Annotated in this window: 25 protein-coding genes; 12 read left to right on the top strand and 13 right to left on the bottom strand. The window is 71.0% G+C overall.

The features are described 5' to 3' along the window. Positions 1-21 precede the first annotated feature (21 nt). The 4 genes from ACZ6Y1_RS10750 to ACZ6Y1_RS10735 all read right to left on the bottom strand — a co-directional run bounded on the left by ACZ6Y1_RS10750 (position 22) and on the right by ACZ6Y1_RS10735 (position 3,901). Positions 22-1,095, bottom strand: coding sequence for a hypothetical protein (locus ACZ6Y1_RS10750; protein WP_469625894.1), 1,074 nt, complete (start codon positions 1,093-1,095; stop codon positions 22-24). After that, complete coding sequence (locus ACZ6Y1_RS10745) at positions 1,077-1,850, bottom strand: ABC transporter ATP-binding protein (protein WP_469625892.1); 774 nt, start codon at positions 1,848-1,850, stop codon at positions 1,077-1,079. The genes ACZ6Y1_RS10750 and ACZ6Y1_RS10745 overlap by 19 nt, the downstream gene beginning before the upstream one ends. A gap of 182 nt (positions 1,851-2,032) precedes the next feature. Continuing rightward, positions 2,033-3,394 (bottom strand): aspartate aminotransferase family protein, encoded by a 1,362-nt coding sequence (locus ACZ6Y1_RS10740; RefSeq protein ID WP_469625890.1) that lies wholly within the window; start codon positions 3,392-3,394, stop codon positions 2,033-2,035. 3 nt (positions 3,395-3,397) lie between these two features. Continuing rightward, positions 3,398-3,901 (bottom strand): Lrp/AsnC family transcriptional regulator, encoded by a 504-nt coding sequence (locus tag ACZ6Y1_RS10735; protein ID WP_007266859.1) that lies wholly within the window; start codon positions 3,899-3,901, stop codon positions 3,398-3,400. 168 nt (positions 3,902-4,069) lie between these two features. Between ACZ6Y1_RS10735 and ACZ6Y1_RS10730 the strand changes: the two genes are divergently transcribed. The 3 genes from ACZ6Y1_RS10730 (at position 4,070) to ACZ6Y1_RS10720 (ending at position 7,341) form a co-directional block, all read left to right on the top strand. Next, positions 4,070-5,509: a gamma-aminobutyraldehyde dehydrogenase gene (locus tag ACZ6Y1_RS10730; protein WP_469625888.1), complete on the top strand. Its 1,440-nt coding sequence runs from the start codon at positions 4,070-4,072 to the stop codon at positions 5,507-5,509. A gap of 100 nt (positions 5,510-5,609) precedes the next feature. Next, positions 5,610-6,788: a polyamine ABC transporter substrate-binding protein gene (locus ACZ6Y1_RS10725; protein ID WP_469625885.1), complete on the top strand. Its 1,179-nt coding sequence runs from the start codon at positions 5,610-5,612 to the stop codon at positions 6,786-6,788. Between the two features lie 88 nt (positions 6,789-6,876). Beyond that, positions 6,877-7,341: a hypothetical protein gene (locus tag ACZ6Y1_RS10720; protein ID WP_469625884.1), complete on the top strand. Its 465-nt coding sequence runs from the start codon at positions 6,877-6,879 to the stop codon at positions 7,339-7,341. A gap of 7 nt (positions 7,342-7,348) precedes the next feature. Here the strand turns inward: ACZ6Y1_RS10720 and ACZ6Y1_RS10715 are convergent, their stop codons facing one another. The 5 genes from ACZ6Y1_RS10715 to ACZ6Y1_RS10695 form a co-directional block, all read right to left on the bottom strand. Then, the gene (locus ACZ6Y1_RS10715; protein ID WP_469625882.1) at positions 7,349-8,545 is read right to left on the bottom strand and encodes a serine hydrolase domain-containing protein; all 1,197 of its coding nucleotides are present in this window, start codon (positions 8,543-8,545) and stop codon (positions 7,349-7,351) included. A 147-nt stretch (positions 8,546-8,692) separates the two neighbouring features. Continuing rightward, a complete protein-coding gene (locus ACZ6Y1_RS10710) occupies positions 8,693-9,379 on the bottom strand; it encodes a response regulator (RefSeq protein ID WP_469625880.1) in 687 nt (228 codons plus the stop codon). Further along, positions 9,376-10,548 carry a sensor histidine kinase gene (locus tag ACZ6Y1_RS10705; RefSeq protein WP_469625878.1) on the bottom strand — a complete coding sequence of 391 codons (1,173 nt, stop codon included), beginning with the start codon at positions 10,546-10,548 and terminating at the stop codon, positions 9,376-9,378. Before ACZ6Y1_RS10705 ends, ACZ6Y1_RS10710 begins: the two co-directional genes overlap by 4 nt. Beyond that, positions 10,545-11,234, bottom strand: a complete 690-nt coding sequence (locus tag ACZ6Y1_RS10700) for a glycerophosphodiester phosphodiesterase (protein WP_469625874.1) — start codon at positions 11,232-11,234, stop codon at positions 10,545-10,547. Before ACZ6Y1_RS10700 ends, ACZ6Y1_RS10705 begins: the two co-directional genes overlap by 4 nt. A gap of 21 nt (positions 11,235-11,255) precedes the next feature. After that, complete coding sequence (locus ACZ6Y1_RS10695) at positions 11,256-12,281, bottom strand: adenosine deaminase (RefSeq protein WP_469625872.1); 1,026 nt, start codon at positions 12,279-12,281, stop codon at positions 11,256-11,258. Positions 12,282-12,392: 111 nt separating this feature from the next. Between ACZ6Y1_RS10695 and ACZ6Y1_RS10690 the strand changes: the two genes are divergently transcribed. Next, the gene (locus ACZ6Y1_RS10690; protein ID WP_469625870.1) at positions 12,393-13,091 is read left to right on the top strand and encodes a DUF4190 domain-containing protein; all 699 of its coding nucleotides are present in this window, start codon (positions 12,393-12,395) and stop codon (positions 13,089-13,091) included. A gap of 30 nt (positions 13,092-13,121) precedes the next feature. Here ACZ6Y1_RS10690 and ACZ6Y1_RS10685 read toward each other — a convergent pair whose 3' ends face one another. From ACZ6Y1_RS10685 to ACZ6Y1_RS10675, 3 genes are all read right to left on the bottom strand, one after another. Next, positions 13,122-14,717 (bottom strand): TROVE domain-containing protein, encoded by a 1,596-nt coding sequence (locus ACZ6Y1_RS10685; RefSeq protein WP_469625867.1) that lies wholly within the window; start codon positions 14,715-14,717, stop codon positions 13,122-13,124. 427 nt (positions 14,718-15,144) lie between these two features. After that, the gene (locus ACZ6Y1_RS10680) at positions 15,145-15,576 is read right to left on the bottom strand and encodes an NUDIX hydrolase (protein ID WP_469625866.1); all 432 of its coding nucleotides are present in this window, start codon (positions 15,574-15,576) and stop codon (positions 15,145-15,147) included. Beyond that, positions 15,573-16,163, bottom strand: coding sequence for an NADAR family protein (locus ACZ6Y1_RS10675; protein WP_469625862.1), 591 nt, complete (start codon positions 16,161-16,163; stop codon positions 15,573-15,575). Before ACZ6Y1_RS10675 ends, ACZ6Y1_RS10680 begins: the two co-directional genes overlap by 4 nt. A gap of 194 nt (positions 16,164-16,357) precedes the next feature. Here ACZ6Y1_RS10675 and ACZ6Y1_RS10670 point away from each other — a divergent pair, with 194 nt between their 5' ends. The 8 genes from ACZ6Y1_RS10670 (at position 16,358) to ACZ6Y1_RS10635 (ending at position 26,168) form a co-directional block, all read left to right on the top strand. Then, positions 16,358-17,875: a gamma-aminobutyraldehyde dehydrogenase gene (locus ACZ6Y1_RS10670; protein WP_469626582.1), complete on the top strand. Its 1,518-nt coding sequence runs from the start codon at positions 16,358-16,360 to the stop codon at positions 17,873-17,875. Positions 17,876-17,944: 69 nt separating this feature from the next. After that, complete coding sequence (locus ACZ6Y1_RS10665) at positions 17,945-19,195, top strand: polyamine ABC transporter substrate-binding protein (protein WP_469625861.1); 1,251 nt, start codon at positions 17,945-17,947, stop codon at positions 19,193-19,195. A gap of 77 nt (positions 19,196-19,272) precedes the next feature. Continuing rightward, positions 19,273-20,421, top strand: a complete 1,149-nt coding sequence (locus ACZ6Y1_RS10660) for an ABC transporter ATP-binding protein (protein ID WP_469625859.1) — start codon at positions 19,273-19,275, stop codon at positions 20,419-20,421. Then, entirely contained in the window at positions 20,418-21,347 is a 930-nt protein-coding gene (locus ACZ6Y1_RS10655) for an ABC transporter permease (RefSeq protein ID WP_469625857.1), read from the top strand. The genes ACZ6Y1_RS10660 and ACZ6Y1_RS10655 overlap by 4 nt, the downstream gene beginning before the upstream one ends. Beyond that, positions 21,347-22,153, top strand: coding sequence for an ABC transporter permease (locus tag ACZ6Y1_RS10650; protein WP_469625855.1), 807 nt, complete (start codon positions 21,347-21,349; stop codon positions 22,151-22,153). The genes ACZ6Y1_RS10655 and ACZ6Y1_RS10650 overlap by 1 nt, the downstream gene beginning before the upstream one ends. A gap of 23 nt (positions 22,154-22,176) precedes the next feature. Continuing rightward, positions 22,177-23,595 (top strand): NAD(P)/FAD-dependent oxidoreductase, encoded by a 1,419-nt coding sequence (locus ACZ6Y1_RS10645; RefSeq protein WP_469625852.1) that lies wholly within the window; start codon positions 22,177-22,179, stop codon positions 23,593-23,595. A 223-nt stretch (positions 23,596-23,818) separates the two neighbouring features. Next, entirely contained in the window at positions 23,819-24,283 is a 465-nt protein-coding gene (locus tag ACZ6Y1_RS10640) for a bifunctional DNA primase/polymerase (protein WP_469625851.1), read from the top strand. A gap of 82 nt (positions 24,284-24,365) precedes the next feature. After that, positions 24,366-26,168, top strand: coding sequence for a chitinase (locus ACZ6Y1_RS10635; protein WP_469626580.1), 1,803 nt, complete (start codon positions 24,366-24,368; stop codon positions 26,166-26,168). On the opposite strand, the gene ACZ6Y1_RS10630 is transcribed toward ACZ6Y1_RS10635, so the two are convergent. Then, positions 26,125-26,655, bottom strand: coding sequence for a phosphatase PAP2 family protein (locus ACZ6Y1_RS10630; RefSeq protein WP_469625848.1), 531 nt, complete (start codon positions 26,653-26,655; stop codon positions 26,125-26,127). The genes ACZ6Y1_RS10635 and ACZ6Y1_RS10630 overlap by 44 nt on opposite strands. Between the last annotated feature and the right edge of the window lie 256 nt (positions 26,656-26,911).

Genomic DNA, 26,911 nt, shown 5'->3' with positions numbered 1-26,911 from the left:
CCCACCCTAAGGGCTGCCCGGTCAGCGGGTCAGGGCCAGTGACGTCAGCTGCGCCACACCCCAGCTCAGCGGCAGGCACACGGCCACGAGCGCGGTGGCCCGCAAACTCGCCGCCGTACGAAGGACCTTGGCGGGGGCTCCCATGCCGGCCAGCGTCTCGCGGGCCGCGGCCCGGCTCTGCCTCGCCTCCACAGCGGATGTGAGAAGGGTCGCGGCCGCGCATCCGGCGACCAGGGCGGCGGCCGGCCCGGTCAGCGGACCCAGCGGTACGAGCAGTCCGCCCCCGCCGGGCAGGACCAGCGCCGTGAGCGCCCCCGCGCCGACCGCGCACAGCACACCGAGCGGCGGGCCGAGCCGGGGCGCCTCCTCCTGGAGGGCGCGTCCGGCCAGCAACCGGAGCGCGCCCGGGCGCACGGCCTGGACGAGGGCGCCGCAGGCGTAGGCGAGGCCGGGCCCGGCGAGGGCCAGCCCGACCGCGGTCAGTGACCAGCCGGTCAGCGTCCCGGTGCCGCTGCGGCCCGCGTACGCCTGGACCGCGAGCCCGCAGGCCGTCAGGGCGATGCCCCAGGGCAGCCCGGACTGCGGGGCCGCGGACGGCCGGCGGCGCAGGACCAGGGCGGTCGCGGCGCAGGCGGTCAGCGGGATCACGGCCAGCAGGGTGAGGGCCGCGGCCACCGGAAGCGGCTGCTCGGCGTGCAGGAGCCGCGCCCCGGCCCCGTCGAACGGCAGCCCGGAGAGGTCGCCGCGCAGGTGGAGGAAGACGGCCAGGGCGACGGCGCTGCCGAGGGTGCAGGCGACGGCGGTGGAGATCGCCGCGACCAGCACGAGCCGTACGGGTCCCAGACCCGCGGCGTCCAGCCCCGCGCGGGGGCGGGTCGCGGGGTCGGTACGGGCCACGGCGACGGCGAAGTGGACGGCCGCGGCGAGCGGTACCAGCGCCCACAGCAGGCGCGGGAACGATCCGGCGGGCCGGACCACGGCGTCCTGCAGGACGTACAGCAGCAGGAACCCGCTGCCGGCCGAGGCGGCCGCGACGAGGAGACGGCGCAGCTGGACCAGGGGCCGGGAGCCTCGGGCTAGGCGGAGAGCGAGCACGCGGCCTGCCCCTCCGACGTCTCGGGACCCGCAGGCGGGGTGGCCGCCGCGGCTCCGGCCCAGCGGCCGTCGAGCAGGGCCAGGCACCGGTCGGCGACGGCGGCGCTCTCCTCGTCGTGGGTGGCCAGCAGCACGGTGATCTCGTGCGAGCGGGCCGCCGTGGTCAGCGTACGGAGCAGGAGGGCGCGCTCGGCCTGGTGGAGCGGGGCCGTGGGCTCGTCCGCGAAGATCACTGCGGGCTGGTTGACGAGCGCCCGGGCCAGGGCGACCCGCTGCGACTCTGCGCGCCCCAGGGCGGCGGGCCGCTTGCGGGCGCAGCCGGCGATGTCGAGGCGGTCGAGCCATTCGTACGCGGCGTGCTTGGCGCTGCGGTGGGAGGCGCCGGAGAGCAGCAGCGGCAGGGCCGCGTTCTCCCAGACCTTGAGCTCGGGCAGCAGCTGCGGTTCGGGGCCGATCCAGCCGAAGCGGTCGCGGCGCAGCCGCTCGCGGGCCAGTGCGCCCATGGTGTGCACGGGGAGGCTGTTGAACCAGACCTCGCCCTCCTCCGGCCGCAACTGCCCGGAGAGGCAGCGCAGCAGGGTGGTCTTACCGCTGCCGCGGGGACCGGTCAGGGCCAGGATCTCGCCCTGGCGCACTCCCAGGGAGATGCCGGTGAGACCGGGGGAACCGCTGTGAGAGTACTGAAGGGACCGTGCCCATAGGACGTCATTGTCAGGCGGGGCATTGTCCGGGGCATTGTCCGGTGGAGCCACCATGGCGTACACCTCCGTCCGGGGGAACGAAGCGGAGCCCTTTTCGGTCACTGGCGCCGCATGGAGATGTAAAGAGATGAACGTCTTGGATGCCGACAGCACGCGGCCCGGATCCCCTCCTCTCACTCGAAAGGGGGATCCGGGCCGTGTGGTTCGGACTATTTACAGTCCGGCTGCCGCTGGGGTTACAGCTTGGTCCACGCCTCGGTGAGCACCGAGCGCAGGATGCCTTCGATCTCGTCGAAGGTGCCCTGGTCCGCGATCAGCGGCGGGGCCAGCTGGATGACCGGGTCGCCACGGTCGTCGGCGCGGCAGTACAGGCCGGCGTCGAACAGGGCCTTGGAGAGGAAGCCGTAGAGCACGCGCTCCGTCTCCTCGTCCGTGAAGGACTCCTTGGTGCCCTTGTCCTTGACGAGCTCGATGCCGTAGAAGTAGCCGTTGCCGCGGACGTCGCCGACGATCGGCAGGTCGAGCAGCTTCTCCAGCGTCGAGCGGAAGGCGTCCTCGTTGTCCAGCACGTGCTGGTTGAGGCCTTCCTTGTCGAAGATGTCGAGGTTGGCGATCGCCACCGCGGAGGACACCGGGTGCCCGCCGAAGGTGTAGCCGTGCAGGAAGGTGTTCTCACCCTTGTAGAACGGCTCGGCGATGCGGTCCGAGACGATGCAGGCACCGATCGGGGAGTAGCCCGAGGTCATGCCCTTGGCGCAGGTGATCATGTCCGGCACGTAGCCGAACTTGTCACAGGCGAACATCGTGCCGAGGCGGCCGAAGGCGCAGATCGTCTCGTCGGAGACGAGCAGCACGTCGTACTCGTCGCAGATCTCGCGGACCCGCTGGAAGTACCCGGGCGGCGGCGGGAAGCAGCCACCGGCGTTCTGCACCGGCTCGAGGAAGACGGCGGCGACGGTGTCGGCGCCCTCGAACAGGATCTCCTGCTCGATCTGGTCGGCGCACCAGCGGCCGAAGGCCTCGGGGTCGTCACCGTAGATCGGGGCGCGGTAGATGTTGGTGTTCGGCACCTTGTGCGCACCGGGCACCAGCGGCTCGAAGGGGGCCTTCAGGGCCGGCAGGCCGGTGATGGACAGGGCGCCCTGGGGGGTGCCGTGGTAGGCGACCGCACGCGAGATGACCTTGTACTTGGTGTGCTTGCCCTGCAGCTTGTAGTACTGCTTGGCGAGCTTCCACGCGGTCTCGACGGCCTCGCCGCCACCGGTGGTGAAGAAGACCTTGTTCAGGTCGCCAGGGGCGTAGTTCGCGAGGCGCTCGGCGAGCTCCACCGCCTGCGGGTGGGCGTATGACCACACGGGGAAGAAGGCCAGCTCCTGGGCCTGCTTGTACGCGACCTCGGCCAGCTCCTTGCGGCCGTGACCGGCGTTGACCACGAACAGGCCGGCGAGGCCGTCGAGGTAGCGCTTGCCCTTGTCGTCGAAGATGTAGGTGCCCTCACCGCGCACGATGGTGGGGACGGGTGCGTTCTCGTAGGACGACATGCGGGTGAAGTGCATCCACAGGTGGTCGTACGCGGTCTTGGAGAGGTCCTGGCTCACGGGCTATCGAGTTCCCCACATGTAGGTCTGCTTCTTGAGCTTCAGATAAACGAAGCTTTCGGTTGATCGCACGCCGGGGAGCGTGCGGATCTTCTTGTTGATCGTTTCGAGCAGGTGGTCGTCGTCCTCGCAGACGATCTCCACCATCAGGTCGAACGACCCCGCGGTCATCACCACGTATTCGCACTCGGCCATGGCCGTCAGTGCGTCGGCCACCGGGTCGAGGTCTCCCTCGACGTTGATGCCGACCATCGCCTGGCGCCGCAGGCCCACGGTGAGCGGGTCGGTGACGGCGACGATCTGCATGACGCCCTGGTCGAGCAGCTTCTGTACGCGCTGGCGTACGGCGGCTTCGGAGAGGCCGACGGCCTTGCCGATCGATGCATAGGGACGGCGACCGTCCTCCTGCAGTTGCTCGATGATCGCCAGGGACACAGCATCGACCGAAGGGGACGGTTGTCTGTTCCTGGAATCTGCGCTTCGACTGACCACGACCTCACTGTGCACGAGGGTCGTCTGTTCCGCAAGACGGAATCGATGAAATCCGTTGTTTGCCGACTTCGATCTCACTGATTTCGTAGTTGGTGACCTCTGGGTCTGTCGAAAGCGTCGCCCGAGGGGCTAGGCTTGGGATTCGTCTCAATCGTTGGACATGTGATCAGGAGTGTGGCTGTAGTGACCACCGAACTGCGTCGTCTGCGCAACTACATCGGCGGGGAGTTCAAGGACGCTGCCGACGGGCGGACCACCGAGGTGGTCAACCCGTCCACCGGCGAGGCCTTCGCGACGGCTCCGCTCTCGGGGCAGGCAGACGTCGACGCGGCCATGGCCGCGGCCGCGGCCGCCTTCCCGGGATGGCGCGACACCACGCCGTCGGAGCGCCAGAAGGCGCTGCTGAAGATCGCGGACGCCTTCGAGGCGCGCGCGGACGAGCTCGTCGCCGCCGAGTCGGAGAACACCGGCAAGCCGCTGGGCCTCACGGCCAGCGAGGAGCTGCCGCCGATGGTGGACCAGATCCGCTTCTTCGCGGGTGCCGCCCGCCTGCTGGAAGGCCGCTCGGCCGGCGAGTACATGGAGGGGATGACCTCGATCATCCGCCGTGAGCCCGTCGGTGTCTGCGCCCAGGTCGCGCCGTGGAACTACCCGATGATGATGGCCGTGTGGAAGTTCGCCCCGGCGATCGCCGCGGGCAACACCGTGGTGCTCAAGCCCTCGGACACCACCCCGGCCTCCACCGTCCTGATGGCGGAGATCATCGACTCGATCCTGCCCAAGGGCGTCTTCAACGTCATCTGCGGTGACCGCGAGACCGGCAAGGCCATGGTCGAGCACAGCACCCCGGCGATGGCCTCCATCACCGGCTCGGTGCGCGCCGGCATGCAGGTCGCCGAGAGCGCCTCGAAGGACGTCAAGCGCGTCCACCTGGAGCTCGGCGGCAAGGCCCCCGTCGTCGTCTTCGAGGACGCCGACATCGCCAAGGCCGTCGAGGACATCGCGGTCGCCGGTTACTTCAACGCCGGTCAGGACTGCACCGCGGCCACCCGTGTGCTCGTGCACGAGTCGATCCACGACGAGTTCGTGACCGCGCTCGCCAAGGCCGCCGCCGACACCAAGACCGGCCGGCCGGACGACGAGGACGTGCTGTACGGCCCGCTGAACAACCCGAACCAGCTCAAGCAGGTCGCGGGCTTCATCGAGCGCCTCCCCGCCCACGCCAAGGTCGAGGCGGGCGGCCACCAGGTCGGCGAAAAGGGCTACTTCTACGCCCCGACCGTGGTCTCCGGCCTCAAGCAGGACGACGAGATCATCCAGAACGAGGTCTTCGGCCCCGTCATCACCGTCCAGTCCTTCACCGACGAGGCCCAGGCCGTGGAGTACGCGAACGGCGTCGAGTTCGCCCTCGCCTCCTCCGTGTGGACCAAGGACCACGGCCGCGCGATGCGGATGTCCAAGAACCTCGACTTCGGCTGCGTGTGGATCAACACCCACATCCCGCTCGTCGCCGAGATGCCGCACGGCGGCTTCAAGAAGTCCGGCTACGGCAAGGACCTCTCCGCCTACGGCTTCGAGGACTACACGCGCATCAAGCACGTCATGACCTCGCTCGACGGCTGATCAGCGGCCTCGCCGCACTGATCACAGCACAGCGGTGACGGGGCGGGCAGTAGACACGTTGTCTATTGCCCGCCCTTCGGCGTTCACCGAGGCTTTGGCCATGCCTCGACTGGACTTCTCCCGCCGCGACGCGCTGCGCGGCCTCGGTGCCGCGGGCCTGCTCGCCGCCCTCACCGGCTGCGGCGTCCCGGCCGCCTACGTCCCGGAGGAGCGGCGCGCGGGCGCGGACCGCTCCGAGCGGGAGCGGAGCGTGGTCTTCTCCAACTGGCCGCTCTACATCGACACCGATGAGGAGGACGAGGAGAGCCGTCCGACGCTGGACGCCTTCTCGGAGCGGACCGGGATCGAGGTCCGGTACTCCGAGGAGATCAACGACAACGACGAGTTCTTCGGCAAGATCAGCCCCGCCCTGATGAACCACCAGGAGACCGGCCACGACCTGGTCGTGGTCAGCGACTGGATGGCCGCCCGCTTCGTCCACCTGGGCTGGGCCCAGAAGATGGACCGCTCGGCGCAGGCCAACGTCGCCCGCCACCTGGACCCGCAGCTGCGTTCCCCCGCCTTCGACGAGGGGCGGCTGCACACCGTCCCCTGGCAGTCGGGGATCACCGGCATCGCCTACAACCGCAGGGCCCTGGGCCGCGAGATCAAGTCGGTCAAGGACCTGTGGCACCCCGACCTCGCGGGCAGGGTAACCCTCTTCTCCGGCCTCGACGAGTCCTTCTCCCTGCTGATGCAGGGCAACGGAGTGGACGTCACCCGCTGGACCGAGTCCGACTACCACCGGGTGTGCGACCAGGTCGAGGAACTGGTGCGCAAGAAGCACATCCGCCGCTTCACCGGCAACGACTACACCTCCGATCTGAGCAAGGGCGACGTGCTGGCCTGCCAGGCCTACTCCGGCGACGCCATCCAACTCCGGGCCGACAACCCCGACATCGAGTTCGTGGTCCCCGAGGAGGGCGCCGAACTCTGGGCGGAGAGCCTGCTCATCCCCGGCCTGGCCCGGCACAAGGCCAATGCCGAGGCCCTGATCGACCACTACTACGACCCGCATACGGCCGCGGCGCTCGCCGCCTCCGTCAACTACGTCTGCCCCGTCCCGGCGGCCCGCGAGGTCCTGGCCGGCTCCGACGACAAGGAGACCGCCGAACTGGCCGAGAACCCGCTGATCTTCCCCGACGAGGAGATGCGCAAGCGGCTGGCCGTCGCCCGCGACATCTCCATGGCCGAGCGCCGCGCCTTCGCCAGGCGCTGGAACGCGATCGTCGGGCTCTGAGCACCGCCCGCCGCCCTCCCGCCCACCGGATTGAACGCGTTCAGAGATTTGGCTGAACGTGTTCAATTCCAGGTGTACGCTTCCTTCCATGAGCGAGAGAAGCGCCCTTGAGCGGCGCATACGCGCCTGGCTGGTCCTGTTCCTCGTCTGCCTCGTGCTGAGCGGACTCACCGCTTTCCCCCTGGTGAGCGAACTCCACTGGGCCAACGCCCTGGTGGACAACGAGTGGCTCAGGCGGGTGGGCGACGGACTGGACCGCGCCGATGCCGAGTACCCCTTCCTCCTCTACGGCACCGACTGGCTCGCCTTCGCCCACCTCGTGATCGCGGTGTTCTTCTACGGCGTCCACCGCGATCCGGTCCGCAACATCTGGATCGTCGAGGCCGGCATGATCGCCTGCGCCGGCATCATCCCGCTGGCCCTGATCTGCGGACCGATCCGGGGGATCCCGGTCTGGTGGAGCGTCATCGACATGTCCTTCGGGATCTTCGGCGTCATCCCGCTGCTGGTACTGCGCCGCATGATCAAGCGTCTCGAAGCGATGCCCGCCTGACCGGGGCCTACTTCGCGAAGGCGGCCATCACGATGCCGAACGCCACTGGGTTCATGTCCTCGCCCTTCGCGTCGGTGGAGTTGACCGAGTACACCAGCGTGCGGGAGAGGTCGCGGGTCGCGCCTATCGCGGTGTTGTAGCCGTACCGGCCGCCCGTCTTGCCCCACGCCACCGTGCCGTCCGGCAGGACGATCCTGGACAGACCCGCCGTCAGCGTGGCGTCCTTCCCGTTGGCGAAGTTCTTCACCGCGGGCACCGTGAACATCTCCTCCAGCTGGGCCTTCGGCACGATCTGCCCGCTGAACAGGGCCACGGTGAACCGCTCCAGATCGGCCGTGCTCGAGATGATGTCCCCCGCCGCCCACCGGTCGGAGGAGTTCCACTCCGTCACATCCCGAAGCTCCCGGGAACCGTCGGCCTTCTCGACCGCCTGGTAGCCCCTGTTGTGCGTACCGTGGATCTTCGTCTGCGTCCGCGCCGGGAACGAGGTCTGGCGCAACCCCAGCGGCTTCAGGATCCGCCGGGTGACCGCATCCTCGTACGAAGTGCCCGTCACCTTCTCTATGAGCACGCCCAGCACCGTGTAGTTGATGTTCAGGTAGTGCTGGGCCGAGCCGGGGGCGAACTCGGGCTTCTTCGCGAAGGCGTTGGCCAGCTGGTCGTGCGGGTCGGTCACGTCGAAGCGGTGCTCCCACTGCGCCTCGAAGGAGTCGCCCGGCCCGTCCGCCGACGGGATGCCGCTGGTGTAGTTGAGCAACTGCCGCACCGTGACCGTCCCGTAGGCGTCGGGGACCGTCCCGGGCAGGTACCACCGGACCGGCCGGTCCAGGTCGACCCGGCCCTCGGCCGCCAGCTGGAGCACCACGGCCGAAGTGAACGTCTTGGTCACCGACCCGGCCCGGAACCGGCCCTGCGCGACGGCCTCCCGGCCGGTGACGATGTCCGCGACGCCGGAACTGCCCCGCCAGCCGCCGCTCGTACCGCCCACCCGCACCAGCGCGGCCGTCGCGTCCTTGTTCTGCGCACCGAGGCCGGCGATCGCCCGCTCCAGCGCCGCGGCATTCGGCGGGGTCGACACCAGGGGCGCCGCAGCGGCCCCCGCCGACGCGGGCGCCGGGGCCGGAGCGGCGTGGGCGACGACCGGTCCGGACGCGATGCCCAGGACCAGAGCGGCGGCGATCAGCGTGCGCGTACGAGCCTTCATGATGGGATCCCCCTCTGACTTCACCGGGCCACTGCGGTCCCGATGACTCAATGCTGCAGGTCAGAGGGGTGGTTGAGGATCACCACCGAGAGGGGTCTTTCGCGGTACGACAACTCACCGGCCAGAGGGAGGCGACACGCCGTCCCCTCACTCCCCAGAGGGAGTACCCGCCGCGATCAGCCCCGTCTCGTACGCACAGATCACCGCCTGGATCCGGTCGCGCAGCCCCAGCTTCGCCAGCACGTTGCCCACGTGCGACTTCACCGTGTGCTCGCTCACCACCAGAGCCGCCGCGATCTCCGCGTTCGACAGCCCCCGCCCCAGGTGCAGCAGCGTCTCCCGCTCCCGCGCCGTCAGCACCTCCAGCCGGTCCGCGGCCTGCGCGGGGACGGCCGGCCGGGCCGCCGCCCCCGTCACCGCCGTGTACTCCTCGATCAGCCGCCGCGCCACCGAGGGCGCCAGCAGCGACTCGCCCGCCGCCACCACCCGTACGGCATGCACCAGGTCGTCCCGCCGTACGTCCTTCAGCAGGAACCCGCTGGCCCCCGCGTGCAGCGCCTCGTACACGTACTCGTCCGAGTCGAAGGTCGTCAGCATCACCGTGCGGCACGCGCTCTCGGCGGAGATCGTCCGGCACGCCTCGATCCCGTCCAGCACCGGCATCCGGATGTCCAGCAGTGCCACGTCGGGCGAGAGGCGGCGCACCGCCTCCACCGCCGCCGCGCCGTCCCCGGCCTCCGCCACGACCTCGATGTCCTCCTGGACGTCCAGGATCATCGCGAACCCGCTGCGCACCAGCTCCTGGTCGTCGGCGACCACCACACGGATCGTCAAGTCCCCACCTCCTGCGGCGAGGTTACAAGGACGACGCTCAGCGCGAACCCGACGCCGTCCGGCCCCGGACCGGACTGCACGGATCCGCCGTGCGCGGCCGCACGCTCGCGGATGCCGATCAGGCCGTGCCCGCCCGGCGAGGTGCCGCCGCCGGGCCCCCGGCCGTCGTCGGCGACCGTCACGGTGAGGTCCTCGGCGCCGTACCGCAGACGCACCTCCACCGCCGAGGCCCCGGCGTGCTTCACCACATTGGTCAGCGCCTCCTGCACCACCCGGTGCACCGTCGCCCCGAGCGCCGCCGGCAGCTCGCGCACCGCACCCGTCCGCTCGTACGACACCCGCAGCCCGCTGGCCCGTACCCGGTCCACCAGCTCCGCCAGCTCGGCGATCCCCGGCTGCGGGCTCCGCGGCGCGGCCTCGGAGGTGCGCAGCACGCCCAGCATCGCGCGCAGCTGCGCCATGGCGTCGCGTCCGGTCTCGGCGATCGCGTCGAAGGCCGCCTCGGCCCGCTCCGGGGCCCTTCGGACGGCCACCGGCCCCGCCTCCGCCTGCACGATCATGATGCTGACCGCGTGCGAGAGGATGTCGTGCATCTCCCGGGCGATCCGGGCCCGCTCGTTCGCGGCCGCCTGCTCCGCCTCGATCCGGTTGGCCCGCTCCAGCTCGGCGGCGCGGGCTTCGACGGCCTCGGTGTACGCCTGCCGGGTGTGCTGGAGCCGCCCCAGCGCGTACGCCGCGGCCGAGACGAAGAGCGTGAACAGCAGCTCCCGCGCCGTCCCCGTGTCCCAGCCCACCGACAGGGCGACCGCGGCCGCGGTGGCCAGGCCCACGGCGGCCCGCACCCGGGGCGTGCACTGCAGGGCGACCGTGTAGAAGGCGATGAGGCCCGCGTACGGCAGCGGCTGCCCCGGCCCGTCGAGCGTGACCTTGTAGATCCCCCCGATGAGGGTGATCGCCGCCAGCACGGTCACCGGCGCCCGGCGCCGCCAGATCAGCGGGAGCACGGCGAGCGTGGTCATCGCGTACGAGCCCCAGGTCACGGGCGGCAGGTCGGGCGCGCGGGGCACGACGAACGGCATCGTGACGGCCAGCTGCACGAGCACGGTCAGGCCCAGGTCCTGCCACCGCGGATCGGCGCCGCGGATCCCGTCCCGGAAGGCGCGTATCACCGTCCGAGCCCGGCCCGCACGGAGGCCAGCGCGTCCAGGCGGTTGGTGGTGACGGAGTCCACCCCGGCGCGGATCAGGGTGCGCATCGACCGCTTGGTGTCGGCCGTCCACGCCGACACCAGCAGCCCGTCCCGGTGCAGCGCCTCCGTCAGCTCCCGGCTCACCAGCCCGAAGCGGTAGTTGAGCCAGCGCGGGGACACGGCGTCGATCAGCACCCGGCGCGGCGGGGACAGCGTGGTCCAGGTCAGCGCGATCTCCGCGGCCGGATCGGCGGCGCGTACGGCCAGCATGGTGTTCGGGCCCGCGCAGTAGTACGTCCGCTCGCGCGCCCCGCACTCGTGGACCTGGCCCACGACGGTGCGCACCGCCTCCGCCGTGGCGCCCGGCAGGTCGATCATCAGCCGGCCCGCCCCGGCCTCCATCAGCGCTTCGCGCAGGGTCGGGACCCCGCCCCCGGTGAGCTCCCGCAACTGCGGGGCCGTGACGGCGCCCAGGCGCACGTCGTGGCCCCACAGCCGCTGGAGCGTTTCGTCATGGAGCAGGACCGGCACCCCGTCGCGGGTCAGCCGCACGTCGATCTCGATCGCGTCCGCTCCGCGCGCGAAGGCGGAGCGGATCGAGGCCAGGGTGTTCTCACGGACACGGTAGGGATCGCCGCGGTGACCGACGGCAGTAAGGGTGCGCATGCGCCCATTGTCGACGGGACGTCAGCGCGCCAGCCAGGCGGTGGTGTACGTGTCGATCTCGGCGCTCAGCGCCGCCTTGCCGGCCTCGTCCAGGAACGAGGCCTCGACGGCGTTCTTCGCCAGCTGGGCGAGCCCGCGCTCGTCCAGGCCGAGGAGCCGGGCGGCCACCGCGTACTCGTTGTTGAGGTCCGAGCCGAACATCGGCGGGTCGTCGCTGTTGATGGTGACGAGCACGCCCGCCGCGACCATCTCCTTGACGGGGTGCTGGTCGAGGTCCGCCACCGCGCGCGTGGCGATGTTGGAGGTCGGGCAGACCTCCAGCGCGATGCGGTGCTCGGCGAGGTACGCGAGCAGCTCCGGGTCCTGGGTGGCGCTGGTGCCGTGGCCGATGCGCTCGGCGCCCAGCTCGCGGATGGAGTCCCAGATGGTCTCGGGGCCGGTGGTCTCGCCGGCGTGCGGCACGCTGTGCAGGCCGGCGGCGCGGGCGGCGTCGAAGTACGGCTTGAACTGCGGGCGCGGGACACCGATCTCGGGGCCGCCGAGGCCGAAGGAGACCAGTCCCTCGGGGCGGAAGTCGACGGCGAGGCGGGCGGTCTCGGCGGCGGCCTCCAGGCCGGCCTCGCCGGGGATGTCGAAGCACCAGCGCAGGACGACGCCGAGTTCGGCCTCGGCCGCCTTGCGGGCGTCCTCGATGGCCTCCATGAAGGCCTGTGCGTCGATGCCGCGGCGGGTGGAGGAGTACGGGGTGATGGTCAGCTCGGCGTAACGGATGTTCTGCCGGGCCATGTCGCGGGCGACCTCGAAGGTCAGCAGGCGGACGTCCTCGGGCGTGCGGATCAGGTCCACGACCGACAGGTAGACGTCGATGAAGTGCGCGAAGTCGGTGAAGGTGAAGTAGTCGGCGAGCGCCTCGGGGTCGGTGGGGACCTTCGAGTCGGGGTGCCGGGAGGCGAGCTCGGCGACGATGCGCGGGGACGCGGAGCCGACGTGGTGGACGTGGAGTTCCGCCTTGGGCAGCCCCGCGATGAAGGGGTGCAGGTCGGTCATGGGGGTGCCTCCGGGGAAGACGCTGGTGCGGGCAGGTCGGGCTTCATCGTAGGCAGACCGGTGACCGTCGGTGGCAGCGCTTAGCATGGCCGTACGAGAGGGGGGCTCCGTATGACCGAGAACAGTCCCGAGCCGCGAGACCCGTGGGCTCCGCCGGAGCGGCCGGGGGTGGAACCGGGCAAGCCGGCCGGCACGCGCCCCGCACCCGGGGCGCCGGGAGCGTCCGGCGCGGCGGGTCCGCCTTCCGTGCACGACCAGGCCACGGTCATCGGGATGCCGGGTGCCGAGGTCCCCGGGGCGTTTCCCGCGGCCGGGCCCACGGCGGCCGCTTCCGCCGCGTACGGCTATCCGGCGCAGCCCGACCCGAACGCCCACGGCTACGCCTACCCCGGTCCGGCCCCCGCCCAGCCGACGTACGGGTACCCGGGCCAGCCCGGATACCCCGGTCCGGCGGGCTACCCGGGCTACGCCGCGTACCAGCCCTACGGGCCGCCGAAGAGCAACGGCTTCGGCGTCACCGCCCTCGTCCTCGGCATCCTCGCCACGGTGGGCTGCGCCGCCAGCTTCCTCGCCGTCGCCGTCGGCGTCGCGGCCGTGGTCTTCGGCGCCCTCGGCAGGGGCAAGGCCAACCGGGGCGAGGCCGACAACGGCGGGATGGCGCTGGCCGGCATCATCCTCGGTGCCGTCGGCATCGTGCTCGGCGGGCTGATACTCGTGCTGGGGATAGCCGCGCTCAGGGACCTGGGCCCGCTCCCCGACACCCGCTACGACAGCCCGTACTCGAACTCCCAGGACCGCGAGCGGATCTGACCGCAGCTCCGCCCCGGCCGGCCTCGCCGCTCAGGCCCAGGGCCAGTCGGCGTCCTGGCCGGCCTCGATCAGGGACACCATGCGGAACGCCGCGTCGGTGAGCCCGCCGAAGACGTGCCGGTTCGCGGAACCGGAGGGCGCGTGGCCCACCCGGTACCCGGCCAGGTTCCAGGTGTACACCGGGACCGTGTCCGGTACCTCCTGCGTCGGGTCGCCGCCGTAGGCGTACGCCGCGGCCTGCTCGTCGGTGACGATCAGGACCCGGTCATGGCCCCGGTAGTGCTCCTTCACGGCCCGGACGGTGTTGGTGCCGCCGAGGTCCCCGAAGCGCTCCAGCACCTTCAGCACGGACTCGCCCCGGGTGAAGGAAACGGCCTGGCTCGTGGTGCCGAACTGCACCAGGTTCGCCCTCTCTGCCCGCAGCGCCAGCGCCGCGCCGAAGACGGCCGCGGCGTCCGCCCGGTTGAGCTGGGAGCGGTCCGAGAGCGGGCTCCACATCGACCCGGACCGGTCGACGAGCACCAGCGTCCGTCCGGGCAGCGCCGGTACGTTGGCCAGCGAGTGCCCGAGCGCCCGCTCCAGCGGGTACGCCCAGCGCAGCGAGGGCGCGTGCTGGTAGGCGGCCAGGTAGCGGAAGGGGAACTGCCGGGACCGGGCGACGACCTCCGGGTCGGAGATCTTCGCCGCGACCTGTGCGGCCACCTCGTCCGAGACCCCGGCCTGGTCGAAGTTGCGCAGGTTGCGCAGCAGCGCCATCGCGCCCATGGAGGGGATGACCGCCTCCCAGGCGGCCGCGTCCATCGGCCCCTGCAGCCACCCCGCGAGGGACTCCCAGGTCATGCCCGCCTGCGCCAGGCGCTCGGCGCCGTCCGGGGCGAGGACCACACCGCGCCGCTCCGGGACGGGCAGTTCCATCAGCGCGCGGTGGGCGGCGAGGGTGCGGTTGCCGTCCGGGATCCGCGCGTCCTCGGGGCTGTGCCGGCGGTCGAGGGCGTGCCGGAACAGCTCTCCCTGCCAGGGCTTGGCCGGGTCGGGGGAGGCGTGCACGAGGTTGAGGACGTCACCGAAGCGGTACGCCTTGGAGGGCGTGTCGTACTTCAGGAGGGAGCCGGCCGAGTAGAGGCGGCGCACGGCGTCGGCGACGCCGCGCTTGACGGGCTTGGGCACGTTGCGCCCGTGCGTGGCCGTCCAGTAGGCGAGCAGCTCGCCGGGCTCGTCCGGGCGCTGCAGCACGGAGTCCACCACCTGGCGGTTCGAGGGCCCGTCGGTGGCGCCCGCGTCGAGGCGCGCCTTGACGTACTCGGCGGCGCCGACGAGCGAAGCCGTCCGCATCTGCGCGTCCCCGCGGAGCCAGCGCAGCAGGCCGGCGGTCCACGCGGGGTCCTCCACGGCGAACCGGCGCACGAGCGCGGCGAAGCGGTCGTCGCGGTCCGGACCGCTCTCGTAGAAGGTCCGCTGCGTCACGAAGTTGGCGACGGCGAGCAGGAACAGCTCGGAGCGCGGGTCGCGTTCGTACCCGGGGCCGCCCTGTGCGGTGCGGGCGCGGCCGGCCGAGCGTACGGGCGAAGCGGGGGCGGCGGGCGCGGCGGGCGCCGCCCTGAACGCGCGCAGGTTGAAACGAGCCATGGTGAATCCCCCCGAATTCAAAGGAAGCAAGGAAAGCGGGGGAGGCGTGACATGGGGGATGCCCGAGATCGAGGTCGGCGACGGACTGTTGTCGACTGCTCTACCGAACTGAGCTACCGGCCGTGGCCGGGCGGGATTCGAACCCGCGACCCGTTGATCCGGAAGTAGCCGTCGCCTGCGCACCGGGCATCCCCCACGCGGTGCCTCCCGAGATCAGGGTGGCGGCGGCTTGGGATCTCTGCGAAAGAAGGAGCCGCAGCCCGCGCACCGGGAGGTGCGTAGGTGTCCAGAGATCGAAGGCGGCGAAACCACAAGGTGCTCCACCAGCTGAGCTACACCGGCCGAAGCCGGTGACGGGACTCGAACCCGCGGCCGCCCGATCATGAGTCGAAGTAGGTCTCGCCTTCGCACCTGGACGAGCATCACGTTAGGCGGCGGGGCCGGGATCCACCACGCAATTACTGAGCAGCGTCGGCACCATGACCGACTCCCCGTCCGTGCCGCGCGACAGCGGGACCCAGATCAGCCCCACCATCCGCGGGCAGTCGCACTCCAGGTCCGCGTCGACCCCGAGCACCGGCTCGCCGGGCGCCACCTCCACGCGGAAGCAGGAGGTCCACCCCGACGGGTAGGGGGCCTCGTACGCGAACCGCACGGCGAGTGCGCGCAGCCCCACCTCCTCGGCCACCTCCCGCCGGACCGCCGCCTCCGGCTCCTCGCCGGGCTCCAGGCCGCCGCCCGGGAGGGTCCAGTACTCCGGCCCGTCGTGCCGCCCGGACGGGCCCTGGCCGCGCTCGCGCACCATCAGCACGCAGCCGTCCCGGATGATCACGGCGGCGACCCGGCGCCGGGCCGTCACACCGTGCCCCGGGCCCCGCCCGGCTCCTCGCCCGGTACCTCTCCCCGCCGGAGCCGCTCGCGGGCCTCCATCAGGGCGAACCCCAGCAGGTTCAGCCCCCGCCAGCGGGCGGGGTCCAGCGCGCGCTCGTCGTCGGCCGCGAGCCCGATGCCCCAGATCCGGTCCAGCGGGCTGGCCTCGACGAGCACCCGGTCGCCCGTGCCCAGCAGGTACGCGGTCAGCTCCGGCGCGGAGGAGAACTTGTGCAGGCTGCCCTCCACCACGATCCCGTACCGCTCGCGCTCCCATATCGCGTCGTCGAAGCCGCGCACGAGCCGCCCGGCCTTCTTCGCCTCGGCCGGGGTCGGCGCCTCCAGGGCCGCGCGCTCCGCTTCCGCGTCCCCGAACAGCCGGGCCTTCGCGGCCATCATCCAGTGCTCCGCCGTGTCGTAGCGGACGTCACCCACAGTGAATTCGGATGGCCACCACTGGCTCAGGCAGCTCGGTCCGAGGCTTCCGTCGGGCCTCGGCCGGTGTCCCCAGAACGGCAGGAACTTGACCCGCTCACCACGGCTGACCTGCTCCGTCAGCTTCTCGATCATCTCCATGCACGCGAGTCTGACAGTCGCCACTGACACTTCGTACGGGATTTCGGGCGTGCCTCGACACTTGGTCGACCGATTTCGTCGCGTAATCAAAAGGCAACAGCGGAATCACTTGGCCGAGTGGTTCTCCTCTGTCAGGATCGGCACTCAATTCGAGCTCTAGCTCGAACTGTAGCTACGGAGAGCGTGAGAGCGTGATGGGCAACCGCTTCCAGGTCAAGGACCGCTTCGCAGACGGCGCGCAGTACATCGACGGACAGCTGAGGGCCGGTACCTCCGGCGAGTCACACACGGTGATCGATCCCGCGACGGGCGACGAGGTCCTCACCTACGAGCTGGCGAGCACCGCGGACGTCGACGAGGCCGTCGCCGCCGCCAAGCGGGCCTTCCCGGCCTGGTCCGGCGCCACCCCCGGCGAGCGCTCGGACGCGCTGCACCGGCTGGCGGCCGTACTGGCCGAGCAGGCCGGGGACTTCGCCTACGCCGAGTCCCTCCAGTGCGGCAAGCCGATCAGGCTGTCCACGGAGTTCGACGTGCCGGGGACCATCGACAACACCGCCTTCTTCGCGGGCGCCGCCCGTCACCTCCAGGGGCAGGCGGCGGGCGAGTACTCGGGCGACCACACCTCCTACGTGCGCCGCGAGGCCATCGGGGTCGTCGGCTCCATCGCGCCCTGGAACTATCCGCTGCAGATGGCCGCCTGGAAGATCCTCCCGGCGATCGCCGCGGGCAACACCATCGTCCTCAAGCCGGCCGAGCTCACCCCGCTGACCTCCCTGATGTTCGCCCAGGCGGCCAAGGAGGCGGGCCTGCCCGACGGCGTGATCAACATCGTCACGGGCGCCGGCCGCACGGCCGGCGAGCACCTGGTCGGCCACCCGGACGTCGTCATGACCTCCTTCACCGGCTCCACCGCGGTCGGCAAGCGGGTCGCCGAGGTGGCCACCGCCACCGTCAAGCGGATCCACCTGGAGCTCGGCGGCAAGGCGCCCTTCGTGGTCTTCGACGACGCGGACGTGGAGGCCGCCGCCAACGGCGCCGTCGCCGCCTCCCTCATCAATACCGGCCAGGACTGCACGGCAGCCACCCGTGCCTACGTGCAGCGGCCGCTGCACGACGCCTTCGTCGCCCGCGTCGCCGAGCTGATGGAGACCGTCCGCCTCGGAGACCCCTTCGCCGCCACCACCGACCTCGGGCCGCTGGTCTCCCACGCCCAGCGCGACCGCGTCGCCGCTTTCGTCGAGCGCGCACGCGGTTACGCCACCGTCGTCACGGGAGGTGAGGTACCCGGCGGGGAGCTGGCCGAGGGCGCGTACTACCGGCCCACCCTGATCACCGGGGCCGCGCAGGACAGCGAGGTCGTCCAGTCCGAGATCTTCGGCCCGGTCCTCGTCGTACTGCCCTTCGACACCGACGACGAGGGCATCGCCCTGGCCAACGACACCCCGTACGGGCTCGCCGCCTCCGCCTGGAGCCGCGACCTCTACCGGGCGAACCGGGCCACCCGGGAGATCCAGGCCGGCTGCGTCTGGGTCAACGACCACATTCCGATCATCAGCGAGATGCCCCACGGCGGCTACAAGGCCAGTGGATTCGGAAAGGACATGTCCGTCTACTCCTTCGAGGAGTACACGCAGGTCAAGCACGTGATGTTCGACAACACCGCGGTGGCCGCGAAGGACTGGCACCGCACGATCTTCGGGGACCGTCCGTAACCATTTGCGGCTACCGCCGCGTGGGCCCACCGCCTGACCAGCGGTACACCTCCCGAAAGGGCACTGAGCATGGAGCAGTTCGAGCCCGACCGCCTCTCGGAGGCGCAACTCGCCGCGATGCGTCGCAGCCTCACCAGCGGGCGCGGCGCCCTCACCCGCCGCTCGCTGCTGCGCGCCTCCGGCGTCGGTGCGCTCACCCTCGGCGGTCTGTCCACCCTCGCCGGCTGCGGTATCCCGCCCGCCAAGCGCGAGGGGGACGCCGCAGCGGCGTCCGACGACCACTCGGCCCAGGAGAAGGAGATCAACTTCTCCAACTGGACCGAGTACATGGACACCAGCGACGACGAGAGGTCCCGTCCGACCCTCGAAGAGTTCACCAAACGGACCGGGATCAAGGTCAAGTACACCGAGGACATCAACGACAACGTCGAGTTCTTCGGCAAGATCAAACCGCAGCTCGCGGCCGGCCAGGACACCGGCCGCGACCTGATCGTCGTCACCGACTGGCTCGCCGCGCGCATCATCCGCCTGGGCTGGGCCCAGAAGCTCGACCCGTCCAACCTGCCCCACGCCTACGCCAACCTGATCCCGCAGTTCCGCAACCCCGACTGGGACCCGGGCCGCGCGCACAGCTACCCGTGGACCGGCATCGACACCGTCATCGCCTACAACACGAAGGCCACCGGCGGGAAGAAGGTCGACTCCGTCACCCAGCTGCTGGACGACCCCACGCTCAAGGGCCGCGTCGGCTTCCTCACGGAGATGCGCGACTCCGTCGGCATGACCCTGCTCGACCTGGGCAAGGACCCGGCGAACTTCACCGACGCGGACTTCGACGCCGCCGTCGGACGCCTCCAGAAGGGCGTCGACACCAAGCAGATACGCCGCTTCACGGGCAACGACTACACCGCGGACCTCGACAAGGGGGACCTCGCGGCCTGCCTCGCCTGGGCGGGCGACGTCATCCAGCTCCAGGCCGGCAACCCGGACATCCAGTACGCGATCCCGGCCCCCGGATACATCACCTCCAGCGACAACCTCCTGGTCCCCGCGAAGGCCAGGCACAAAGGCAACGCGGAGAAGCTCATCGACTACTACTACGAGCCCGAGGTCGCGGCCCAGCTGGCCGCCTTCATCAGCTACGTCTGCCCGGTCGAGGGCGTCAAGGACGAGCTGGCCAAGATCGATCCCGCGCTGGCGGACAACACCCTGATCGTCCCGGACAAGGCGATGGCCGCCAAGGCGCACGCCTTCCGCTCCCTCACCAGTGAGGAAGAGACCGCGTACGAAGAGAAGTTCGCCAAGCTCATCGGCGCCTAGGCGCCCGGCATCCCGAGCCCCTTCGACGGCCGGGCCCGCCTCCGCCCCCCTCGACCACACCACCCCGGGACCCCTCCATGACTGACAAGACCGAAGGCGGCGACGTCCGCCTCTCCGGGATCAGCAAGCACTACGGCTCCTTCACGGCCGTGCAGCCGCTGGACCTCACCATCCCCCAGGGCTCCTTCTTCGCCCTGCTCGGCGCCTCGGGCTGCGGCAAGACGACCACCCTGCGCATGATCGCCGGCCTGGAGGACCCCTCCACCGGCACCGTCCACCTCGGCGACCGCGAGGTCACGGACCTGCCGCCCTACAAGCGCCCGGTGAACACGGTCTTCCAGAGCTACGCGCTCTTCCCGCACATGGACATCTTCGAGAACATCGCGTTCGGCCTGCGCCGCCGCGGCATCAAGTCGGTCAAGAAGCAGGTCGACGAGATGATCGACCTGGTCCAGCTCGGCGAGCACGCCCGCAAGAAGCCGCACCAGCTCTCCGGCGGCCAGCAGCAGCGCGTCGCCGTCGCGCGCGCCCTGATCAACCACCCGCAGGTGCTCCTCCTGGACGAGCCGCTCGGCGCCCTCGACCTCAAGCTGCGCCGCCAGATGCAGCTGGAGCTCAAGCGGATCCAGACCGAGGTCGGCATCACCTTCGTGCACGTCACGCACGACCAGGAGGAGGCCATGACCATGGCCGACACCGTGGCGGTGATGAACGGCGGCCGTGTCGAGCAGATGGGTGCCCCCGCCGAGCTCTACGAGAACCCGGGCACCACCTTCGTCGCCAACTTCCTCGGCACCTCCAACCTCATCGAGGCCTCCGTGGAGTCCACCGGATCCGAGATAGCCGTCTCGGCCTCCGGTACGAAGCTGCGCATGCCCGCCGCCCGCTGCGCGACCACCCCGCGCGCTGGCGGAAAGCTGCTGGTCGGAGTCCGCCCGGAGAAGATCTCCCTGGTCCACGCCGACGAGGAACACTCCATAGCCGCCGGCCGCAACAAGATCGCCGGCCGGATCGCCGCCGGCTCCTTCATCGGCGTCTCCACGCAGTACGTGATCGACAGCCAGGTCTGTCCCGACCTGGAGGTCTACGTCCAGAACATCGAGCGGGACGCACGCCTGGTGCCCGGCGCCGAGGTCGTCCTGCACTGGAACCCGGAGCACACCTTCGGCCTGGACGCCGACCAGGACATCGACGCCGGCATCGAGACCGTCGAGGAGAGCGCGTGACCGCCACTGCCGCGCCGCCCAAGGCGCCCGCCCCGGCCGAGCCCCCGGTGCACAAGCCGTCGGTGCGCAAGCGGCTGGTCCCGTACTGGCTCCTGCTCCCGGGCATCCTGTGGCTGCTGGTCTTCTTCGTCCTGCCGATGGTCTACCAGGCCTCGACCTCGGTGCAGACGGGCTCCCTGGAAGAGGGCTTCAAGGTCACCTGGCACTTCCAGACCTACTGGGACGCCTTCACCGAGTACTACCCGCAGTTCCTGCGCTCCCTGGCCTACGCCGGCACGGCGACCGTGCTGTGCCTGCTGCTCGGGTACCCGCTGGCCTACCTGATCGCCTTCAGGGCGGGCCGCTGGCGCAACCTGCTGCTGGTCCTGGTCATCGCCCCGTTCTTCACCAGCTTCCTGATCCGCACGCTGGCCTGGAAGACGATCCTGGCCGACGGCGGCCCGGTGGTCGGCGTCCTCAACAAGATCGGCTTCCTCGACGTCACGAGCTGGCTCGGCATGACCGAGGGCGACCGGGTGCTGGCCACGCCGCTCGCGGTCGTCTGCGGTCTGACGTACAACTTCCTCCCCTTCATGATCCTGCCGCTGTACTCCTCACTGGAGCGCATCGACACCCGCCTCCACGAGGCGGCCGGGGACCTGTACGCGAAGCCGGCCACGGTGTTCCGCAAGGTGACCTTCCCGCTCTCCATGCCGGGCGTGGTCTCCGGGACGCTGCTCACCTTCATCCCGGCGAGCGGCGACTACGTGAACGCCGAACTGCTCGGCTCCACGGACACCCGCATGATCGGCAACGTCATCCAGTCGCAGTACCTGCGGATCCTCGACTACCCCACGGCGGCCGCGCTGTCCTTCATCCTCATGGCCATCGTGCTGGTCATGGTCACCATCTACATCCGCCGGGCGGGGACGGAGGACCTGGTCTGATGCGCAATCCACTCGTCTGGCTGCGGCGCAACCTCGTCGTCATCGCAGGTCTGGGCACGCTCGCCTACCTGATCCTGCCGAACGTCGTCGTCACCGTCTTCTCCTTCAACAACCCCACCGGGCGGTTCAACTACTCCTGGCAGGAGTTCTCGCTCGACGCCTGGAAGGACCCGTGCGGGGTCGCCGACATGTGCGGCTCGCTCTCGCTCTCGCTCCAGATCGCCCTGTGGTCCACGATCGCGGCGACCGCACTGGGCACCGCGATCGCCTTCGCGATGGTGCGCTACCGCTTCAAGGCGCGCGGCGCGGTCAACTCGCTGATCTTCCTGCCCATGGCCATGCCGGAGATCGTGATGGCGGCCTCGCTGCTCGCGCTCTTCCTGAACATGGGCATCGAGCTGGGCTTCTGGACGATCCTGATCGCCCACATCATGTTCTGCCTCAGCTTCGTCGTCGCCGCCGTCAAGGCGCGCGTGCTGTCCATGGACCCGCGCCTGGAGGAGGCCGCCCGCGACCTCTACGCGGGCCCGGTGCAGACCTTCGTACGGGTCACCCTGCCGATCGCGGCACCCGGCATCGCGGCGGGCGCGCTGCTCTCCTTCGCGCTCTCGTTCGACGACTTCATCATCACCAATTTCAACTCGGGCAACACCGTCACCTTCCCCATGTTCGTGTGGGGATCGGCCCAGCGCGGTACGCCTGTACAGATCAACGTCATCGGTACGGCGATGTTCGTCATCGCGGTGCTGGTGGTCCTCGCCGGCCAGATGGTCGGCAACCGCCGCAAGAAGGCACAGCCCAAGTAACACCCTGTAGGGAGTTGGAAGACATGGCCCCAGTCGCCATGCGTAGTGTTGCGAAATCCCTTTCCGAAGCGAAGCCGGTCTCGTACTGGCTGGACGATCCCGGCAGGCCCGCCCCGCAGCCGGCGCTCACCTCCGACGAGCGGTGCGACCTGCTCGTCGTCGGCGGCGGCTACAGCGGCCTGTGGACCGCGCTGCTCGCCAAGGAGCGGGACCCGGAGCGGGACGTCGTCCTGATCGAGAGCAAGGAGGCGGGCTGGGCCGCCTCCGGGCGCAACGGCGGTTTCTGCGCGGCCTCGCTCACCCACGGACTCGCCAACGGGCTGGCCCGCTGGCCCGGCGAGCTCGCCAGGCTGGAGGAGATGGGCGCCCGCAACCTCGACGCCATCGAGGAGGCGGTCGCCCGCTACGGCATCGACTGCGACTTCGAGCGCACCGGCGAGATCGACGTGGCCACCGAGCCGCACCAGGTCGAGGAGCTGAAGGAGCTCCACCGGGAGGCCGAGGCGGCCGGTCTGGCCGGCAGCTCGGAGTTCCTCGACCAGGACGCGGTGCGCGAGCAGGTGAACTCCCCGACGTTCCTCGCGGGCGTCTGGGACCGCGACGGCGTCGCGATGCTCAACCCGGCGAAGCTCGCCTGGGGCCTCAAGCAGGCCTGCCTGGACCTCGGCGTACGGATCTACGAGAACACCCGCGGCCTGAAGATGGCCTCGGCCGGCAAGGGGATGACCGTCCAGACCCCCTACGGCACGATCCTCGCGCGCCGGGTCGCCCTGGGCACCAACATCTTCCCGTCGCTGGTCAAGCGGATCCGCCCGTTCACCGTCCCGGTCTACGACTACGCGCTGATGACCGAGCCGCTGACCGAGGAGCAGCTGGCATCCGTCGGCTGGAAGAACCGGCAGGGCCTCGGCGACAGCGCCAACCAGTTCCACTACTTCCGGATCACCCGGGACAACCGGATCCTGTGGGGCGGCTACGACGCGATCTACCCCTACCGGGGGAAGCTCGACTCCGAGTACGACCACCGCCCCGAGACCTACCTCAAGCTCGCGGAGCACTTCTTCACGGCGTTCCCGCAGCTGGAGGGGGTGAAGTTCAGCCACGCCTGGGGCGGCGCGATCGACACCTGCTCGCGCTTCTCCGCCTTCTTCGGCACCGCGCACTCCGGAAAGGTGGCCTACGCCGCCGGCTACACCGGGCTCGGGGTGGGCGCCACCCGCTTCGGCGCGGACGTGATGCTGGACCTGCTGGACGGCGTGAGCACGGAGCGTACCCGGCTGCAGATGGTCCGCTCGAAGCCCATGCCGTTCCCGCCCGAGCCCTTCGCCTGGACCGGGATCACCCTCACCAAGTGGTCGCTGGCCCGCGCGGACGCCCGGGGCGGGCGGCGCAACCTCTGGCTGCGGACGCTGGACCGCTTCGGGCTCGGCTTCGACAGCTGAGACCGCGCGTACGCCCGGGCGCACCGCCCCCGGCACGCGAACCCGGCACGCGAACCCGGCGTACGAACCCGGCGTACGAACCCGGGCGTACGACCCCGGCACACGGCCCCTTCGCCCTGTGACCCGGTTCACCGCCATGGGGTGCCCGAACCCGCGTCATAGTCGCGCCCGGCCCCGCTCTCCCCAGGTGAGGACCTCACCAACAGGGAACGGAGGCCGGGCGATGACGATCCCGGAGACCAAGACGGCGGTGGAATGGCTGGCGTCGGCGGCGCCCGATCCGGAGGCCTGCCGGTTCGCGTGGGAGCGCAACCCGCTCGGGGTGGCGCTGCTGCCCGCCGGCCGGCGCTGGGACGTGCTGATCCTGCCCGGGGAGCTCGGGCGGGCCACCCTCGACGTACTGAGGACGCTCCCCGGCCGGCCCGGCCCGGTGCTCGCCGATTTCGGCGGCTCGCGGCTGGGCTTCTTCGTGCCCCCGGGCACGTCCTCCCACTGGCTCGGTACGGGCGTACGGGGCGCCGGGCGCGGGACCTGGATCGTGGTCCCGTACCCGGGCCGGGCCACGGGCGGGGTGCGCTGGCTGGTGCTCCCGGACGGTGGGGGGAGCCTCACCGACCCGGCGGTGCTGGAGCTCGCGATGCACGAGGCCGCCGCACGCGTGCTGGCGAAGGAGGATCGGACGTCTTGACAAGGGCATTGGTCTGGACCATGTTGGGCGCCGCTGACCCCCTCCATCCCCCCACGTCCCGGAGGCAGTTGTGCGCAGAGCCATGTCCTTCCTCGGTGCCGCCGCGCTCGCCGTGGCCGGATTCCTCGCCGCGGGTCCGCCCGCGGCGGCGGCCGACGCCGACCTGATCCGCAACGGCGGCTTCGAGGCCGGCCTCGACGGCTGGAGCTGCTCGGCCGGCAGCGGATCCGTCGTCACCACACCCGTCCACGCCGGGAGCTCGTCCCTCCGGGCCACCCCGGCCGGCCAGGACAACGCCCGCTGCTCCCAGACCGTCACCGTCAAGCCCGACTCGGCGTACACGCTGGCCGCCTGGGTGCAGGGCGCGTACGTCTACCTCGGTGCCACCGGCACCGGCACCACCGACGTCTCCACCTGGGCGCAGACGCCGGGCGCCTGGAAGCAGCTCACGACGAGTTTCCGCACCGGACCGTCGACCACCTCCGTGACGGTCTACACGCACGGCTGGTACGGCCAGCCCGCCCACGTCACCGACGACGTCACCCTCGTCGGACCCGACCCGGGCGGCACCGGCCAGCCCCGCCCCCCGGCCGCCCCCACCGGCCTGACCGCCTCCGCCACCTCCTCCAGCGCGATCTCCCTGTCCTGGACGGCGGTGTCCGGGGCCACCTCGTACACCGTCCACCGCGACGGCGCCGTGCCCCTCTCCGTCACCACCGCCTCGGCGTCGGTCACCGGCCTCGCGGCCTCCACCACGTACACCTTCCAGGTCACCGCGGTGAACGCGGCGGGCGAGTCCCCCAGGAGCGCCCCCGTCTCCGCGACCACCACGAGCGGCGGCGGTGGCGGCGGTGGCGGCCTTCCCGCGCACGCCCTCGTCGGCTACCTGCACGCGAGCTTCGCCAACGGCTCCGGCTACGTCCGGATGGCCGACGTGCCCGACTCCTGGGACGTCATCGACCTCGCCTTCGGTGAACCCACCTCGGTGACCTCCGGCGACATCCGCTTCCGCCTCTGCCCGGTCACCGAATGCCCGAACGTGGAGTCCGAGGCCGAGTTCAAGGCGGCGATCAAGGCCAAGCAGGCGGCGGGCAAGAAGGTGCTGATATCCATCGGCGGCCAGAACGGCCAGGTCCAGCTCGGGACCACCGCCGCCCGCGACACCTTCGTCTCCTCCGTCGGGAAGATCATCGACGAGTACGGCCTCGACGGCCTCGACATCGACTTCGAGGGCCACTCGCTCTCCCTGGCCGCCGGGGACACCGACTTCAGGGCCCCCACCACGCCCGGCATCGTCAACCTGATCTCGGCAGTGAAGACCCTGAAGGCCAGGTACGGCCCCGGCTTCGTCCTGACCATGGCCCCCGAGACCTTCTTCGTCCAACTGGGCTACCAGTACTACGGCTCCGGCCCCTGGGGCGGCCAGGACCCGCGGGCCGGCGCGTACCTGCCGGTCATCCACGCCCTGCGCGACGACCTCACCCTGCTGCACGTCCAGGACTACAACTCGGGCCCGATCACGGGCCTGGACAACCAGTACCACTCCATGGGCGGCGCGGACTTCCACATCGCCATGACCGACATGCTGCTCACCGGCTTCCCGGTGGCCGGCAACTCCGCCCGCGTGTTCCCGCCGCTGCGCCCGGACCAGGTCGCCATCGGCCTGCCCGCCACGCCGAACGCGGGCAACGGCCACACCCCGCCCGCCGAGGTGAACAAGGCCCTGGACTGCCTGACGAAGAAGACGAACTGCGGCGGCTACCAGACCCACGGCACCTGGCCCGCCCTGCGCGGCCTGATGACCTGGTCGGTCAACTGGGACCGCTTCGGGGGCGGGGAGTTCAGCCGGAACTTCGACGGATACTTCCCGGGCGCTGCCGGCTGACCCACCGCACGCCGAGCAGCAGGGGCGCGCACATCAGCAGACTGGCCGCCACGTCCAGCGGCCAGTGCCAGCCCCGTACGACGAGACCGACGGCCGTCGCCCCCGTGAGCACGAGGGCGACGGCCGTCGGCCATGCCCGGCGGGTGTGGGGGCGCAGCAGCAGGGCCGCCCCGAAGTAGGCGACGGCGGCGGTGGCGGTGTGTCCGGAGGGGTAGTAGCCGGCGGCCCAGGGCTCCAGCGGGCCCGGCCGGGCGGTCCACTCCTTCAGCGGGATGACCAGGGCCGGGACCAGGGCCATCGCCAGACCCGCGGCGCCCGCGGCGAGGCGCCGGCCGTGCCGGGCCGCGTGGACCATGGCCAGGGCGAGGACGGGCACGGCGACCGGGATGTTGCCGAGGTCCGCGAGGCGCTCGGTGAGGGAGTCCGGCAGGGTGCGCACCAGGGCGCGGCTGAGCGCGTGATCGGGGATCAGCAGCGGGCCCGACACGAGGACTTGCCAGGTGATCAGGGCGAAGAGGCCGAGGAGGCCGGCGCAGAGCGCGGGGAGGATGGCCGGCCGTCCCGGAACAGGGGGGGTGGTTCCGGGACGGCCGCCCGGATCGGGTTGCCGTACGCCCCGGGGGGTTTGGGGCGGACGGCTGTCCGATCGGCGAGGAGTGTGCGCGAACGCATGCCCAGTGCGGCGCTGGGGAAGCCCGGTACTGGTTTCGCCCCCGGTTTCCCGGGAGCGGGGTGTCTCACTC

The sequence above is a fragment of the Streptomyces sp. NPDC053432 genome (genome assembly GCF_055585365.1).
This window is presented reverse-complemented; position numbering and strand designations above follow the sequence as displayed.